Annotated in this window: 14 protein-coding genes; 9 read left to right on the top strand and 5 right to left on the bottom strand. The window is 60.1% G+C overall.

The features are described from left to right. Nucleotides 1-2: 2 nt before the first annotated feature. From CKW11_RS07670 to CKW11_RS07680, 3 genes are all read left to right on the top strand, one after another. Nucleotides 3-1,163 (top strand): ABC transporter ATP-binding protein, encoded by a 1,161-nt coding sequence (locus CKW11_RS07670; protein WP_095137058.1) that lies wholly within the window; start codon nt 3-5, stop codon nt 1,161-1,163. A gap of 192 nt (nt 1,164-1,355) precedes the next feature. Next, on the top strand, nt 1,356-2,705 hold the full coding sequence (locus CKW11_RS07675) for a carbohydrate porin (RefSeq protein ID WP_095137059.1): 1,350 nt from the start codon (nt 1,356-1,358) through the stop codon (nt 2,703-2,705). Nucleotides 2,706-2,989: 284 nt separating this feature from the next. Continuing rightward, nucleotides 2,990-3,844: a D-hexose-6-phosphate mutarotase gene (locus tag CKW11_RS07680; protein ID WP_007969321.1), complete on the top strand. Its 855-nt coding sequence runs from the start codon at nt 2,990-2,992 to the stop codon at nt 3,842-3,844. A 141-nt stretch (nt 3,845-3,985) separates the two neighbouring features. On the opposite strand, the gene CKW11_RS07685 is transcribed toward CKW11_RS07680, so the two are convergent. After that, nucleotides 3,986-4,846 carry a MurR/RpiR family transcriptional regulator gene (locus CKW11_RS07685; protein ID WP_169842436.1) on the bottom strand — a complete coding sequence of 287 codons (861 nt, stop codon included), beginning with the start codon at nt 4,844-4,846 and terminating at the stop codon, nt 3,986-3,988. A gap of 226 nt (nt 4,847-5,072) precedes the next feature. On the opposite strand from CKW11_RS07685, the gene zwf reads away from it, so the two are divergent. The 4 genes from zwf to CKW11_RS07705 all read left to right on the top strand — a co-directional run bounded on the left by zwf (nt 5,073) and on the right by CKW11_RS07705 (nt 8,823). Next, nucleotides 5,073-6,539, top strand: a complete 1,467-nt coding sequence (gene zwf, locus CKW11_RS07690) for a glucose-6-phosphate dehydrogenase (RefSeq protein WP_027612566.1) — start codon at nt 5,073-5,075, stop codon at nt 6,537-6,539. Next, nucleotides 6,526-7,239, top strand: coding sequence for a 6-phosphogluconolactonase (gene pgl / locus CKW11_RS07695; protein ID WP_095137060.1), 714 nt, complete (start codon nt 6,526-6,528; stop codon nt 7,237-7,239). Before zwf ends, pgl begins: the two co-directional genes overlap by 14 nt. 17 nt (nt 7,240-7,256) lie before the next feature. Beyond that, complete coding sequence (locus CKW11_RS07700) at nt 7,257-7,922, top strand: bifunctional 4-hydroxy-2-oxoglutarate aldolase/2-dehydro-3-deoxy-phosphogluconate aldolase (protein WP_007969324.1); 666 nt, start codon at nt 7,257-7,259, stop codon at nt 7,920-7,922. 175 nt (nt 7,923-8,097) lie between these two features. Next, the gene (locus CKW11_RS07705) at nt 8,098-8,823 is read left to right on the top strand and encodes an intradiol ring-cleavage dioxygenase (protein WP_095137061.1); all 726 of its coding nucleotides are present in this window, start codon (nt 8,098-8,100) and stop codon (nt 8,821-8,823) included. 5 nt (nt 8,824-8,828) lie between these two features. On the opposite strand, the gene CKW11_RS07710 is transcribed toward CKW11_RS07705, so the two are convergent. Both CKW11_RS07710 and CKW11_RS07715 read right to left on the bottom strand, forming a co-directional pair. Then, entirely contained in the window at nt 8,829-10,010 is a 1,182-nt protein-coding gene (locus tag CKW11_RS07710; protein WP_095137062.1) for an aminotransferase class V-fold PLP-dependent enzyme, read from the bottom strand. 29 nt (nt 10,011-10,039) lie between these two features. Continuing rightward, entirely contained in the window at nt 10,040-10,276 is a 237-nt protein-coding gene (locus CKW11_RS07715; protein ID WP_003227425.1) for a DUF3820 family protein, read from the bottom strand. A 205-nt stretch (nt 10,277-10,481) separates the two neighbouring features. Here CKW11_RS07715 and CKW11_RS07720 point away from each other — a divergent pair, with 205 nt between their 5' ends. Continuing rightward, nucleotides 10,482-10,949: a PA2169 family four-helix-bundle protein gene (locus tag CKW11_RS07720; protein ID WP_003227422.1), complete on the top strand. Its 468-nt coding sequence runs from the start codon at nt 10,482-10,484 to the stop codon at nt 10,947-10,949. 125 nt (nt 10,950-11,074) lie between these two features. Here the strand turns inward: CKW11_RS07720 and CKW11_RS07725 are convergent, their stop codons facing one another. Both CKW11_RS07725 and CKW11_RS07730 read right to left on the bottom strand, forming a co-directional pair. After that, nucleotides 11,075-11,545: a MaoC family dehydratase gene (locus tag CKW11_RS07725; RefSeq protein ID WP_003227420.1), complete on the bottom strand. Its 471-nt coding sequence runs from the start codon at nt 11,543-11,545 to the stop codon at nt 11,075-11,077. Between the two features lie 43 nt (nt 11,546-11,588). Further along, a complete protein-coding gene (locus tag CKW11_RS07730; protein WP_095137063.1) occupies nt 11,589-12,533 on the bottom strand; it encodes an alpha/beta hydrolase in 945 nt (314 codons plus the stop codon). A gap of 241 nt (nt 12,534-12,774) precedes the next feature. Here CKW11_RS07730 and fadD2 point away from each other — a divergent pair, with 241 nt between their 5' ends. Beyond that, a complete protein-coding gene (gene fadD2 / locus CKW11_RS07735) occupies nt 12,775-14,463 on the top strand; it encodes a long-chain-fatty-acid--CoA ligase FadD2 (RefSeq protein ID WP_095137064.1) in 1,689 nt (562 codons plus the stop codon). Nucleotides 14,464-14,525 lie beyond the last annotated feature (62 nt).

A 14,525-nucleotide genomic window follows, 5' to 3' on the forward strand; every position in this document is an offset into this window, starting at 1 on the left:
TCATGGCTACGCTCGAACTTCGCAACGTCAACAAGACTTATGGTGCCGGCCTGCCGGACACCCTGAAGAACATCGAACTGTCGATCAAGGACGGTGAGTTCCTGATCCTGGTCGGCCCGTCGGGCTGCGGCAAGTCGACCCTGATGAACTGCATTGCCGGCCTCGAGACCATCACCGGTGGCGCGATCATGATCGGCGACCAGGACGTCAGCGGCATGAGCCCGAAGGATCGCGACATCGCCATGGTGTTCCAGTCCTACGCGCTGTATCCGACCATGAGCGTGCGCGAGAACATCGAGTTCGGTCTGAAGATCCGCAAGATGGCGCAATCGGCGATCGATGAAGAAGTCGCGCGCGTGGCCAAGCTGCTGCAGATCGAACACCTGCTCAACCGCAAGCCGGGCCAGCTCTCCGGTGGTCAGCAACAGCGTGTGGCGATGGGCCGTGCGTTGGCGCGTCGGCCGAAGATCTACCTGTTCGACGAACCGCTGTCGAACCTCGACGCCAAGCTGCGCGTCGAGATGCGTACCGAAATGAAACTGATGCACCAGCGCCTGAAAACCACCACGGTCTACGTGACCCACGACCAGATCGAAGCGATGACCCTGGGCGACAAAGTGGCGGTGATGAAGGACGGCATCATCCAGCAGTTCGGCACGCCGAAAGAGATCTACAACGATCCGGCCAACCTGTTCGTGGCGAGCTTCATCGGTTCGCCGCCGATGAACTTCATTCCGCTGCGTCTGCAACGCAAGGACGGTCGTCTGCTGGCGCTGCTCGACAGCGGCCAGGCGCGTTGCGAACTGCCGATGAGCATGCAGGATGCAGGGCTGGAAGATCGCGAAGTGATCCTCGGCCTGCGCCCGGAACAGATTGTTCTGGCGAACGGCGAGGGCAATGGCCTGCCGAGCATCAAGGCGGAAGTGCAGGTCACCGAACCGACCGGTCCGGACACCCTGGTGTTCGTCAACCTGAATGACACCAAGGTCTGCTGCCGCCTGGCGCCGGACGTGGCACCGCAGGTGGGCGAAACCCTGACCCTGCAATTCGATCCGTCGAAAGTGTTGTTGTTCGATGCCAAGACTGGCGAGCGTCTGGGCGTTGCGGGCCAGGCGCAGACCGAAGCGCGGTCGGCAAATGTCGCGCAGTTCAAAGGCCGCTGAAGATCAATTGTAGGAGTGAGCCTGCTCGCGATGACGGTGTATCAGTCGACAGAGATGTTGAATGTAAAACCGCTATCGCGAGCAGGCTCACTCCTACAAGGAGCAAGCGCTGCCCGGCCTGTCGAGCATCGCAATTTATGTAAACCGCGTTGGAAAAAAACAGTTAATAACAATAAAGACGAGGATGTAGGGATGAAAAAGAAACACGTCAATGCCCGGTTGATCTGCCAAGTGTCAGCTGCGGCGGCCTTGGTGCTGGCCGGCAATGCAATGGCTGCCGATGCATTCAGCTCCGATTCGAAATGGATGACCGGTGACTGGGGCGGCGAGCGGACCAAGCTGATCGAGCAGGGTATCGACATCAAGGCTGACTACGTTGGGGAAATGGGCGCCAACCTGCATGGCGGCTACAACGACGACAAGACCGGTCGCTATAGCGATCAGTTTGGTCTGGGCGTGGCGCTGGATCTGCAAAAACTCTGGGGCTGGGACAACACTCAGGCCAAGATCCAGTTGACCAACCGTAACGGCTACAACATCTCCAACGACCGCGTGGGCGATCCGCGTGCCGGCACCCTGTCGTCGTCGCAGGAAGTTTACGGTCGTGGCCACATGGTGCGTCTGACCCAGTTGTGGATTCAGCACCAGTTCTTCGACAACAAACTCGACGTCAAGGCCGGTTACTTCGGTGAAGGCGAAGACTTCAACACCTTCCCGTGCGACTTCCAGAACCTGGCGTTCTGCGGTTCGCAGGTCGGTAACTGGGCGACCAACATCTGGTACAACTGGCCCGTCAGCCAGGCCGCGATCCGTGTGAAATACAACATCAACGACGAGCTCTACGCGCAGATCGGTGCGTACAACCAGAACCCGTCGCAGCTGGAACACGGCAACGGCTTCAAGCTCAGCGGCAGCGGCACCAAAGGTACTGTGTTGCCGGTTGAATTGGTCTGGTCGCCGAAGGTCAACAGCCTGCCGGGCGAGTACCGCGTCGGTTACTACAAGAGCACGGCGGATGCCGACGACGTCCGCGAAGACGTCAACGGTTTCGACGCGGCGACTACCGGCGACGCGTACAAGACTCACAGCAGCAAACACGGTTACTGGTTCGTCGCACAGCAGCAACTCACCAGCCACAACGGTGATGCAACTCGCGGTCTGAACATTGCTGCCAACGCCACGTTCCACGACAAGGACACCAACTTCATCGACAACTACCAGTCGGTGATGTTTGTCTACAAGGGCCCGTTCGACGCGCGTCCTAAAGATGACGTGGGTATCGGTGCGGCGCGTATCCATGTCAACGATGACGTGAAGAAAAACGCCGAGTTCCTGAATGCTTCCAACGGTGTTTCGGACTACGACAATCCGGTGTTCTCGCCGATTCGTGAAACCGAATACAACTACGAGATCAACTACGGCTTCCACGTCACCAACTGGCTGACCGTACGTCCTAACCTGCAGTACATCACTCACCCGGGTGGTGTGGATGAAGTGGACAACGCTTTGGTCGCTGGCCTGAAAATTCAGTCTACGTTCTGACGCGTCTGCGATAAGCTCCTCTCTATGTGCGCATATTTGCGGACAGCCAAGGCTGTCCGCTTTTTTTTGCGACTCGTATACAAGGTCTGTGTCGTGCCCATTTGTGGCGAGGGAGCTCGCTCCCGCTCGGCTGCGCAGCAGTCGTAAATTCTGATGATGAGGTTTAAATGACACACCGCAGTGAATGGTTTCAGGGCCGCTTCGCAGCCCAGCGGGAGCAAGCTCCCTCGCCACAAGAGCAATGTGGATTGTTGAGTACCCCATGATTTTCAGGACCGTGGCCAATGCATGAGCATCCGCTGCAACGCTTCTTCAAATCCCTGCGCGAACGACCGGTGTTTGCCTGGGAGCGCTATCAGATGCGCGATGTGCTGGTGATCGACCATCCGCTGTGTCAGGCGGTGTTCAGTCGGCAGGGCGCGCAGTTGCTGCACTTCCAGCCTCGCGGGCAGAAACCGTGGTTGTGGTGTGCGGCAAAGTGGCCGCACGTTGGCGCCATTCGTGGCGGCGTGCCGGTGTGCTGGCCGTGGTATGGCCGCCATCCGAGCGAAAACGCCTGGCCGTCCCATGGCTGGGCGCGGCTGCTCGACTGGAAGCTGCTCGACAGCAGCAGCGCCGAGGATGGCGTACGCCTGCATTGGCAATTGCAGTTGTGCGACTGGCAGGTCGACCTGCACGCGCACCTCGGTGAACGCATGGAATTACGCCTGAGCACCGAGCATCAGGACGACATGCCGTGCCAGTTGAGCCAGGCTTTGCACGCTTACTGGCGTATTGGCGATGTCGGTGAGATAGCGCTGTCTGGCCTCGAAGGGGCGCAGGGTTATGACCAGTTGAGCCGCCAGTCGTGCCAGCAGGAAGGCGAGTTGCGTGTCGATGGCGGTTGTCAGCGGGTGTTCCAGCACGACGGCGAATTACAGCTCAAGGATCACGCCTGGCAGCGCGAGTTGTGCATCGATACCGGTGACAGTGGCGACACGGTGGTCTGGCATCCAGGCTCGCGACCCCTGTTGGGCGTGAGCTGGGATGAAGTGACGGAGTTTGTCTGTGTCGAAGCGGCGGCGGGGGGCACTGACAGCCTGCATCTGGCGCCGGGGGAGAAGGCGCATTTGAGTTTGCAGGCGTGGGCGGCGGCCTAGATTTGCGGTGAGTCGACTGACGCCTTCGCGAGCAAGCCCGCTCCCACAGTAGATGGCATTCCAATTAAAGGAACCCGATCACCTGTGGGAGCGGGCTTGCTCGCGAAGAGGCCGGATCATTCAATAAAGAATTATCAGGCCTCAGTTGAACTCATCACCCACCGGATACCGGCTCGCATTCAAACTCTCTTTGATCTTGCGCAGATGCGGCTGGAAATCCACTCCGCGACGCAGAGTCATGCCGGTTGCCAGCACATCCAGCACCGTCAACTGAATGATCCGCGAGGTCATCGGCATATAGATGTCGGTGTCTTCCGGCAGCGGAATGTTGAGGCTCAGGGTACTGGCCTTGGCCAGCGGTGAATTCTCGGCGGTCAGGCCCAGCACCGAAGCGCCGTTCTCCCGGGCGATGCGCGCCACTTCCACCAGTTCGCGGGTGCGGCCGGTGTAGGAAATGATCACGAACAGCTCGCCAGTGTGCGCCACCGAAGCAATCATTCGCTGCATCAGCACATCTGCATGCGCGGTGACGGCGAGGTTGAAACGGAAGAATTTGTGCTGCGCATCCAAAGCCACAGGCGCTGATGCACCGAGGCCGAAGAAGTGAATCTGCCGTGCCTGAATCAACAGGTCGACGGCGCGGCTGATCAGGTTCGGGTCGAGCGCCTGACAAGCACTGTCCAGCGAGGCGATGGCGCTGCCGAAGATCTTCTGCGTGTACGCCTCGGGATTGTCATCCGCCTCCACCGCGCGGCTGACATATGCCGCGCCGCTGGCCAGGCTTTGCGCCAATTGCAACTTGAGTTCGGGATAGCCGCTGACGCCGAACGAACGGCAGAAACGGTTGACCGTCGGCTCGCTCACCGATGCGGCCTGGGCGAGGGCGGCGATGCTGAAGCGAGTAGCCTGCTGCGGGTTGAGCAGGATCACCTCGGCGACTTTGCGTTCGGCCTTGTTCAGCTCTTCAAGGCGACTCTGGATCTGTTCCAGTAAATTTCGCACGCGGTCCATATGGAATTCCTAATTCACCTGCGCAAAGGTGCGCCGGGCTATGCAAATTGGGCCTTTGATGTGGCCCGTAACGGTGGCCTATCCTACTGGTGGCTCCGACCGACCACCACTCGGAATCTGTATTTTGCGAAAATGTTGTGGTTATTACTACATTTTCCCTTGAGTGATGCCTTGAAAAAAGGTATTTGTAGCTTAACTTGATAAAAGAACAAACATCATGCCTTCGATTACGGTTGAACCGTGCACCTTTGCCTTGTTCGGCGCTCTGGGCGATCTGGCCCTGCGCAAGCTGTTTCCTGCCCTTTATCACCTCGATGGCGCCGACCTGTTGCACGAGGACACGCGCATCATCGCGCTGGCCCGTGAACCCGGTTCCGAGCAGCAGCACCTGGCGTTCATCGCCGCCGAATTGCGCCGTTACGTCGGCAAAGAGCTGGACGAGGCCGTGGCCGAGCGCTTTCTGGCGCGCCTGAGCTACCTGCACGTCGACTTCCTCAAGGCTGAAGATTATGTGGCGCTGGCCGAAGCGGCCGGTAGCGCGCAACGCATGATTGCCTACTTCGCCACACCGGCAGCGGTGTATGGCGCAATTTGCGAGAACCTGGCAAAAGTCGGTCTGGCAGAAAACACCCGCGTGGTCCTGGAAAAGCCGATCGGCTCCGATCTGGAATCCTCGCGCAAAGTCAACGACGCCGTCGCGCAGTTCTTCCCGGAGAACCGCACCTACCGCATCGACCACTACCTGGGCAAAGAGACCGTCCAGAACCTGATCGCCCTGCGTTTCGCCAACAGCCTGTTCGAAACCCAGTGGAACCAGAATTACATCTCCCACGTGGAAATCACCGTGGCCGAGAAGGTCGGCATCGAGGGCCGTTGGGGCTACTTCGACAAGGCCGGCCAACTGCGCGACATGATCCAGAATCACCTGTTGCAGCTGCTGTGCCTGATCGCCATGGATCCGCCGGCCGACCTGTCCGCCGACAGCATCCGTGATGAAAAGGTAAAAGTGCTTAAGGCCCTGGCGCCGATCAGTCCGGAAGGCCTGACCACGCAAGTGGTGCGTGGTCAGTACATCGCCGGCCACAGCGAGGGCAAGTCCGTGCCGGGCTACCTTGAAGAACCGAATTCCAACACTCAGAGCGACACCGAAACCTTCGTCGCCCTGCGTGCCGACATCCGCAACTGGCGCTGGGCCGGCGTGCCGTTCTACCTGCGTACCGGCAAGCGTATGCCGCAGAAACTGTCGCAGATCGTCATCCACTTCAAGGAACCGTCGCACTACATTTTCGCGCCGGAGCAACGCCTGCAGATCAGCAACAAACTGATCATCCGTCTGCAACCGGACGAGGGCATTTCCTTGCGTGTGATGACCAAGGAGCAGGGCCTGGATAAGGGCATGCAACTGCGCAGCGGCCCGCTGCAACTGAATTTCTCCGACACCTGGCGCAGCGCACGGATACCCGATGCCTACGAGCGGTTGTTGCTGGAAGTGATGAACGGCAATCAGAACCTGTTTGTCCGTAAAGATGAAATCGAAGCCGCGTGGAAGTGGTGTGACCAGTTGATCGCCGGCTGGAAAAAATCCGGTGACGCGCCCAAGCCGTATGCGGCCGGGTCGTGGGGGCCGATGAGCTCGATTGCACTGATCACGCGGGACGGGAGGTCGTGGTATGGCGATATCTGATGTGAAACTGCCCGCGGGCGTGAATGCCCACGAATTCAAGAGCCCGGTGCTGTTGGCCGAAGGTCTGGCGCTAAACGTCGCCAAGCAGTTGAGCGATGCCATCGCTGCACGCGGCAACGCGGTGCTGGTGGTCTCAGGCGGTCGCAGCCCGGTGGCGTTTTTTCAGCACCTGGCCAAGCAGGAGCTGGACTGGTCGAAGGTCGTCGTGACCCTCGCCGATGAGCGCTGGGTACCGGTCGAACACGCCGACAGCAATGCCGGCCTGCTCAAGCAGTACCTGCTCAAAGGGCCGGCCGCCAAGGCACAGTTCCTCAGCCTTTACAGCGCGGCGGCCAACGTCGAGCAGGCTGCCGAACAAGCCGACCGCTTGCTTGCCGAATTGCCGCCGATTGACGTGCTGGTTCTGGGCATGGGCGATGACGGTCACACCGCGTCGCTGTTTCCTGACAGCCCGAACCTGACTGAAGCCTTGCAGGCTGACGGCAGCCGTCGCTGCTGGCCGATGCTGGCGCCGAGCGTGCCGCGTCAACGCCTGACCATGAGCCGTGCGCTGCTGGCTTCGGCAAAGCACAAGATTCTGTCGATTTCCGGTCAATCGAAGCTGACCACCCTGAATGCCGCACTGGCATCCGATGACGTCGCGGCCATGCCGGTGCGCGCGTTTCTGCAACCTACGTTAGAGATTTACTGGTGCCCATGAGCCAAGGAACAGCCGCTATGACAACCCCATCCCCGACCGTTTCCATGGCGGACAAAGTTGCCCTGATCGACAGCCTCTGCGCCAAGGCGCGGATCCTGCCAGTGATCACCATCGCCCGTGAACAGGACGTGCTGCCACTGGCCGACGCCCTGGCCGCCGGTGGCCTGACCGCGCTGGAAGTGACCCTGCGTTCGCAATTCGGTCTCAAGGCGATCCAGATCCTGCGTGAGCAGCGTCCGGAGCTGGTGACCGGTGCCGGCACCGTGCTTGATCGCAACATGCTTGCAGCAGCGGAAGCGGCGGGTTCGCAATTCATCGTCACCCCGGGCATCACCCGTGACCTGCTCGAAGCCAGCGTCGACAGCCCGATTCCGCTGCTGCCGGGCATCAGCAACGCCTCCGGCATCATGGAAGGCTATGGCCTGGGCTATCGCCGCTTCAAGCTGTTCCCGGCGGAAGTCAGCGGTGGCGTGGCCGCGATCAAGGCCCTCGGCGGCCCGTTCGGCGAAGTGAAATTCTGCCCGACCGGTGGCGTCGGCCCGGCCAACATCAAGAGCTACATGGCGCTGAAAAACGTCATGTGCGTGGGTGGCAGCTGGATGCTCGATCCCGAGTGGATCAAGAACGGCGACTGGGCGCGCATTCAGGAATGCACCGCCGAAGCCCTGGCGCTGCTGGACTAAACGCTTTACCTGACACTTCGTTGTGTGTTCTACGGCTTTACGGTGCGCTTGGTCGGTGCGCCGTTTTTTTTTGCCCGGCAAAAATATTCATGGAAACGGCGCGACACATAGTTACCGCACCACGGGGCTCGTGCGCCGTTAATCTGCGTTCATCTTATGGAAAAGAGAACGCGTCATGGAACGAGACACTTCAACCGCATCATCACCATCAATCTACCAGTTGGCCCCCGAGCAGATCGCCGGGCCGTACTTTCGCAATCCCAAATTGCTGCGGCGCAATATCAGCGAAGGCGCCGAAGGGCTGCCCCTGTTGCTGCGCCTGAGCATCGTCGACGCGATGACCGGCCAGCCGGTGAGCGGGGCATTGGTGGACATCTGGCACTGCAATGCACGGGGCGCCTATTCGGGATGGAGCCGGATCAACCCGGATCTGGAGGTCGACTCCGATGCCATCGGCTCGGTGCCGCGCACCGACGATGACACTTATCTGCGCGGCAGCCAGTTCTGCGATCAGCAGGGGCGGGTGCGCTTCACCACCATCTATCCGGGGTTCTATGCCGGTCGGGCGCTGCACATTCATGTGGCGGTGCGCATGGTCAGCGGCACTGAATACCTGGAGGAGCGCAACGTGGCCTGGGTCGGTCAGCTGTATTTCCCCGAAGTGGTCTCACGTGCGGTGCTCAATGCCCGGGACTACCGCGGGCGAGCCTCAACCCCCTTGAACAATGCCGACGACAGCTACTACGCCAATATGGGCGGCGAGGGTTCGACCCTGACCGTGTGGCCGATCGGCCGAGACTCTCACGAGGACGGTTTCTTCGGCCACCTGACCATCGGCATCGACACCTTTGCCGCCTCGTCGCAGATCAAGCCCGAGGACTTCGACAAGTACACCGTGTGAACCGATCAGCGCAGCTCGTTGAGTGCACGGGTCAGCAACTGCATGTCAGCCGCCGTGGTGGTCAGCCCCGGCGTGATGCGAATGCTCGGCCCGCTCGCTGCACCGTTGCGCACCACGGTGAACAGGTTGTACTCGTTGAGCAGGCGCTCGACCATCGCCTGTTGATCGGCGTGGCGAGTGAAACGCATCGAGGTGATCCCGCAATACAGGCGCGGATCGTCCGGGGTCATCACCTCGATCCCCGGCAGGTGCCGCACGGCACTCACCCACAGGTTGCGCAGGTAATTGAGCCGGGCGCTTTTGGCCGCAGCGCCGCCGAGCGAGCGGTGCTCCTCGAGTGCCAACGGCAGTGACATCAGCGCCGGAATGTTCGGCGTGCTGTACGGCGTGCGGGCGCGGATGTCGCTGGCCGGAAAGTGCATTTCGCCCATGTCCGGATCGATGTCGGCCAGACGCTGCGGGGCGATGTACAGAAAGCCCAGGGTCAGCGGTGCGCCAATCCACTTGTGCAGGTTGAAACCGGCGAAGGCGATGCCCAGTGCTTCAAGGTTGAACTCGATCTGGCCAAGGGCGTGAGCGCCGTCGAGGATGATGTCCACGCCATGCTGTTTCGCCAGCGCGGCGATGGCCTGGACCGGCATCACCAGACCGGTGCGGTGGGTGACATGGGTCAGGGCCATCAGCTTGAGTTTCGGATAGCGGATGAAGGCTTCGCGGTAACTGTCCAGCAGGCTGTCGAAACTGGCCGGGTGAGTGTGGTTGATCTCGATCACGTCGACGCCGCGATGGCGAGACAGCCAGCGCATGGCGCCTTTGACCGTGTCGTATTCCAGGTCGCTGATCAGTACCTGATCGCCCGGTAGCAGGCGATTGTAATTGCGGATCAGCGATTGCAGCGCATCGCTGGCGTTGCGGGTGAAGGCCACGCTCTGCGCGCGCACGCCGATCGTCTCGGCCAGTTGCGCACGGATCTCCAGGCTGTCGTGCTGTTCGAAACGCTGGCGCACGTACACCGAGTTGCTGGTATTGATCAGCTCGATGTTGCGCTGGTAGTCCTCGATCACTGTGCGCGACATGCGCCCGAAGTAACCGTTCTCCAGGTTCAGCGGGCCGGTTTGCGCTTCGTAGCGATCGGCGAAGGTTTGCCAGAACGCTTCGTCACGGGCGCGGCGGGTGTTGTCAGGCATGGTCGACTCGGCTCAAGGGGAGGGGCGCTTCAGTGGCGCGGGGCGGGTTTGCCGTGTTTGGCGCGTAGCGGTTCGAGCAGATCCGACAGACCGTTATGGTCGATTTCCTGCATCAGTGCCAACAGTCCGCCGAGTTCGCCGTGGGGAAAGCCTTCGCGGGCAAACCAGTTCAGGTAAGGCCCCGGCAGGTCGGCAATGATCCGGCCCTTGTACTTGCCGAAGGGCATTTCACGGGTGATCAGCAGTTCAAGTTTTTCAGGATTCATCAGTGGCGATCATCTGGATTCAATCAGTCAGGAAAATACAGGCATTCTGCATGCAGGCCAAATGACAGATCATGCAAATAACCGTGATACAGATAGTTCAAATATCTTTAACTTATTGAAAAATAACGATTTATTTTTGATTGAAAAGCTGGCACGCACACTGCAATAACCCTTGCATCTTCAACCAACCGCAAGGAATTGAAAAATGACCGACATGAATAAAGAAGCGATCTCTGTACTCAACGACCTGATCGAAACCTGCAAGGACGGCCAGGAAGGGTTCAAGACTTGCGCTGAAGACATCAAGCATCCAGAACTCAAAACCCTGTTCGTGACCCGTTCTGCCGATTGCGCGACTGCCGCCGCTGAACTGCAGGCTGAAGTGCGTAAACTGGGCGGTGATCCGGAAACCTCTACCAGCGTCAGCGGTGACCTGCACCGTCGCTGGGTCGACGTCAAAGCCATGTTCACCGGCAAGGACGAAGAGGCTGTGCTGAACGAGGCCGAGCGCGGTGAAGACCACGCCCTGAAGGCTTACCGTGAAGCCATCGAGAAAATCAACAAGCACGGCCTGGTCGGCATCCGTGACCTGGTTGAGCGTCAGTACCACGGCGTACAACGCAACCACGACCAGGTGAAAGCCCTGCGTAACCAGGCTCGCGCTCGTTCGTAAGCCACGCTGAAAAAATGTGGGAGCGGGCTTGCTCGCGAAAGCGCTGTGTCATGCAACGATGCTGTTGCTGACACGACCCCTTCGCGAGCTAGCCCGCTCCCACTTTTGTTTTGTGTACCTGATGATCAGCCGATGCTGATCGCCGGCAACGTCGGCAAGGTCACGGTTTGCTGCTTGCGCGGCGCGAGAATCTCGGCCTCGCCATCCACGACCAGCTCATCACGCTGGTTGAACACGCGAGTGGCGATGCGCACGCGAAACTTCGGCAGCTTCTCAAGAATTTCCAGGCGTACGGTCAGGGTGTCGCCAATCTTCACCGGTTTCTGAAAGCTCATCTGCTGACCGATGTAGATGGTGCCCGGTCCAGGCAGCTCGCACGCCACTGCCGCGCTGATCAGTGCACCGCTGAACATGCCGTGGGCGATGCGTTCCTTGAACATGCTGGCAGCGGCGAACTCGGCGTCCAGGTGCACCGGGTTGTGGTCGCCCGACATCGCGGCGAACAGCTGAATGTCGCGCTCTTCGACAGTCTTGCTGTAGCTGGCGGTCTGGCCGACTTCGAGGGCTTCGTAAGGGATGTTGGTAACCTGGGTCATCGGTCTTGATTCCTGTGACGGATTAAAGTGAATCCACAAAAAATTATTCGCTGCGATGCGGGCGGCGATGGCTCAGCGCCTGGTCGATCCAGGTCAGCACATCGGCAATCACTTCGTCGCGATTGGTTTCGTTGAACAATTCGTGCCGCGCCTGCGGGTAGATCTTCAGTTGCAGGTTCTGGCTGCCGGCCGTGCGCAATGCATTGGCCAGATCTGTCAGACGCTTGCCTTCGCTCACCGGATCACATTCACCGCCGATCACCAGCAGCGGCAGGCCCGGGTCGATCTGGGCGAGATTGGACGCTTTGCTGATCTGCTGCAAGCCGCCGAGCAAGTCGATCCACAATTGATTGGTGCAGCGAAAGCCGCACAGCGGGTCGGCAGCGTACTGGTCGACTTCGGCCGGATCGCGGCTGAGCCAGTCGAACGGCGTGCGCACCGGTTTGAATTTGTTGTTGAACGAGCCGAATGACAACCACTCGATCAGCGCACTGCGGCCCTTGCCACCCTGGCGCAGTTTTTCGAAACGGGCGATTTGCCGCGCCGCGCCGTAAAGCGCCACCGGCTGGAAGTTCGAACCGCTGAGAATCGCCCCGTGCAGGCTGGCGCTGTGATGCAGCAGGTAACCCTGGGCGAGGTAGCTGCCCATGCTGTGCCCGAGCAGGATGATCGGCACGGCGGGATGCTGTTGGCCGATGTGCTGATTGAGGCTGGCCAGATCGCCGATAACCTTGCACCAGCCGTCGTCATCGGCGAAATGCCCGAGCGTCCCGTGTTCGGCGGTCTTGCCATGGCCGCGCAGGTCCGGGGCGTACACACCGTAGCCTTGTTCACAGAACGCATGCGCCAGCCGCTCGTAGCGGGCGCTGTGTTCGGCCATGCCGTGGGCCAGCAGGATCACCGCCTTCAAGGGCGCGGCAGGCAACCACTGGTTGACGAACAGGCGGCTGCGGTCACTCGCGTCCAGCCAGAAGGCACGGTGGATCATGGCAATTCCTTTTTATCGAGCGGTAACGGCCCGCAGTCGTTGCATTGTATAGCGCGTCCGATCAGCCCACGCCACGGCAGGAAGATTCATACGATCAATGACGGCTTCGCCCATATTTGCCTCAATGGCCATAACTGCTAGTGTCCGTGAAGCTCCGCTTTTTGCTTTGTGCCCTCAAGGATCAGCGCGAAACCACAGAAAAGCGGCTCCCGGATCGATTCAGGTAAAGAGGACAAGAACAATGCAACCTGATTTCTGGAATGACAAACGCCCCGCCGGCGTACCACTGGACATCGACATGGGCGAGTTCAAGTCGGTGATCGAGGTGTTTGAGCGTTCCTGCAAGAAATTCGCGGACCGGCCGGCCTTCAGCAATATGGGCGTGACCCTGACCTACGCGGAACTCGAGCGCTACAGCGCGGCGTTCGCCGGTTACCTGCAAGCCCACACCGATCTGGTGCCGGGGGATCGGATCGCGGTGCAGATGCCCAACGTGCTGCAATATCCGATTGCCGTGTTCGGCGCCTTGCGCGCCGGGCTGATCGTGGTCAACACCAACCCGCTGTACACCGCGCGCGAGATGCGCCACCAGTTCAAGGACTCCGGCGCCCGCGCGCTGGTGTACCTGAACATGTTCGGGCAGAAGGTTCAGGAAGTGCTGCCGGACACCGACATCCAGTACCTGATCGAAGCGAAGATGGGCGACATGCTGCCTACCGCCAAGGGCTGGCTGGTCAACACCGTGGTCAGCAAAGTGAAGAAAATGGTCCCGGCGTATTCGCTGCCGCAGGCGATCTCGTTCAAGAGTGCGTTACGTCTGGGTCGCGGCCTGGGGATCAAGCCGCTGAGTGTCGGTCTCGACGACATCGCCGTGTTGCAATACACCGGCGGCACCACCGGCCTGGCCAAGGGCGTGATGCTGACCCACGGCAACCTCGTGGCGAACATGCAGCAGGTGCGTGCGTGTCTTGCGCAGTTGGGGCCGGACGGTCAGCCACTGCTGCGCGAGGGGCAGGAGGTGATGGTGGCGCCGCTGCCGCTGTACCACATCTATGCCTTCACCGCGAACTGCATGTGCATGATGGTTTCCGGCAACCACAACGTGCTGATCACCAATCCGCGGGACATCGCAGGCTTCATCAAAGAGCTGAAGAACTGGCGCTTCTCGGCGTTGCTCGGCCTGAATACGTTGTTCGTCGCGCTGATGGATCACCCGGACTTCAAGACCCTGGATTTCTCCAGTCTCAAGCTGACCAACTCCGGCGGTACTGCGCTGGTCAAGGCCACCGCCGAGCGCTGGGAGCAGATCACCGGTTGCCGCATCACCGAAGGTTACGGCCTCACCGAAACTTCGCCGGTGGCCTGCACCAACCCGTATGGCGACAAGTCGCGTCTGGGCACGGTCGGTCTGCCGGTGCCGGGTACGCTGCTGAAAGTCATCAATGACGAGGGTGTCGAGCAGCCGATGGGCGAGCGCGGCGAGTTGTGCATCAAGGGCCCACAAATCATGAAAGGCTACTGGCACAAACCCGAAGCCACCGCCGAAGTGCTGGATGCCGAGGGCTGGTTCAAGTCCGGTGATATCGCAGTGATCGACCCGGACGGTTTCGTGCGCATCGTCGATCGCAAGAAGGACATGATCATCGTCTCCGGCTTCAACGTGTACCCCAACGAGATCGAGGACGTGGTGATGGCTCACCCGAAAGTCGCCAACTGCGCGGTGATCGGTGTGCCGGACGAACGTTCGGGCGAGGCGGTGAAGCTGTTTGTGGTGGCGCGGGAAACCGGGGTCAGCCTCGAAGAGCTCAAGGCGTACTGCAAAGAGAATTTCACCGCTTACAAGGTGCCGAAACACATTGTGCTGCGTGAGTCGTTGCCGATGACACCGGTCGGGAAGATTCTGCGGCGGGAGTTGCGCGATATCGCGTAGAAATCCTGGAAGCGAAAAGATCGCAGCCTTCGGCAGCTCCTACATTGGAACTCATTCCCTGT

The organism is Pseudomonas sp. Irchel s3a10, assembly GCF_900187525.1.
GTDB lineage: Bacteria > Pseudomonadota > Gammaproteobacteria > Pseudomonadales > Pseudomonadaceae > Aquipseudomonas > Aquipseudomonas koreensis_G.

Coding starts and splice junctions, on each gene's coding strand:
- CKW11_RS07715 (WP_003227425.1), bottom strand. CDS start 10,276: ATGAATCCTGAAAAACTTGAACTGCTGATCACCCGTGAAATGCCCTTC.
- zwf (WP_027612566.1), top strand. CDS start 5,073: ATGCCTTCGATTACGGTTGAACCGTGCACCTTTGCCTTGTTCGGCGCT.
- CKW11_RS07675 (WP_095137059.1), top strand. CDS start 1,356: ATGAAAAAGAAACACGTCAATGCCCGGTTGATCTGCCAAGTGTCAGCT.
- CKW11_RS07680 (WP_007969321.1), top strand. CDS start 2,990: ATGCATGAGCATCCGCTGCAACGCTTCTTCAAATCCCTGCGCGAACGA.
- fadD2 (WP_095137064.1), top strand. CDS start 12,775: ATGCAACCTGATTTCTGGAATGACAAACGCCCCGCCGGCGTACCACTG.
- CKW11_RS07710 (WP_095137062.1), bottom strand. CDS start 10,010: ATGCCTGACAACACCCGCCGCGCCCGTGACGAAGCGTTCTGGCAAACC.
- CKW11_RS07725 (WP_003227420.1), bottom strand. CDS start 11,545: ATGACCCAGGTTACCAACATCCCTTACGAAGCCCTCGAAGTCGGCCAG.
- CKW11_RS07700 (WP_007969324.1), top strand. CDS start 7,257: ATGACAACCCCATCCCCGACCGTTTCCATGGCGGACAAAGTTGCCCTG.
- CKW11_RS07670 (WP_095137058.1), top strand. CDS start 3: ATGGCTACGCTCGAACTTCGCAACGTCAACAAGACTTATGGTGCCGGC.
- CKW11_RS07730 (WP_095137063.1), bottom strand. CDS start 12,533: ATGATCCACCGTGCCTTCTGGCTGGACGCGAGTGACCGCAGCCGCCTG.
- CKW11_RS07720 (WP_003227422.1), top strand. CDS start 10,482: ATGACCGACATGAATAAAGAAGCGATCTCTGTACTCAACGACCTGATC.
- pgl (WP_095137060.1), top strand. CDS start 6,526: ATGGCGATATCTGATGTGAAACTGCCCGCGGGCGTGAATGCCCACGAA.
- CKW11_RS07705 (WP_095137061.1), top strand. CDS start 8,098: ATGGAACGAGACACTTCAACCGCATCATCACCATCAATCTACCAGTTG.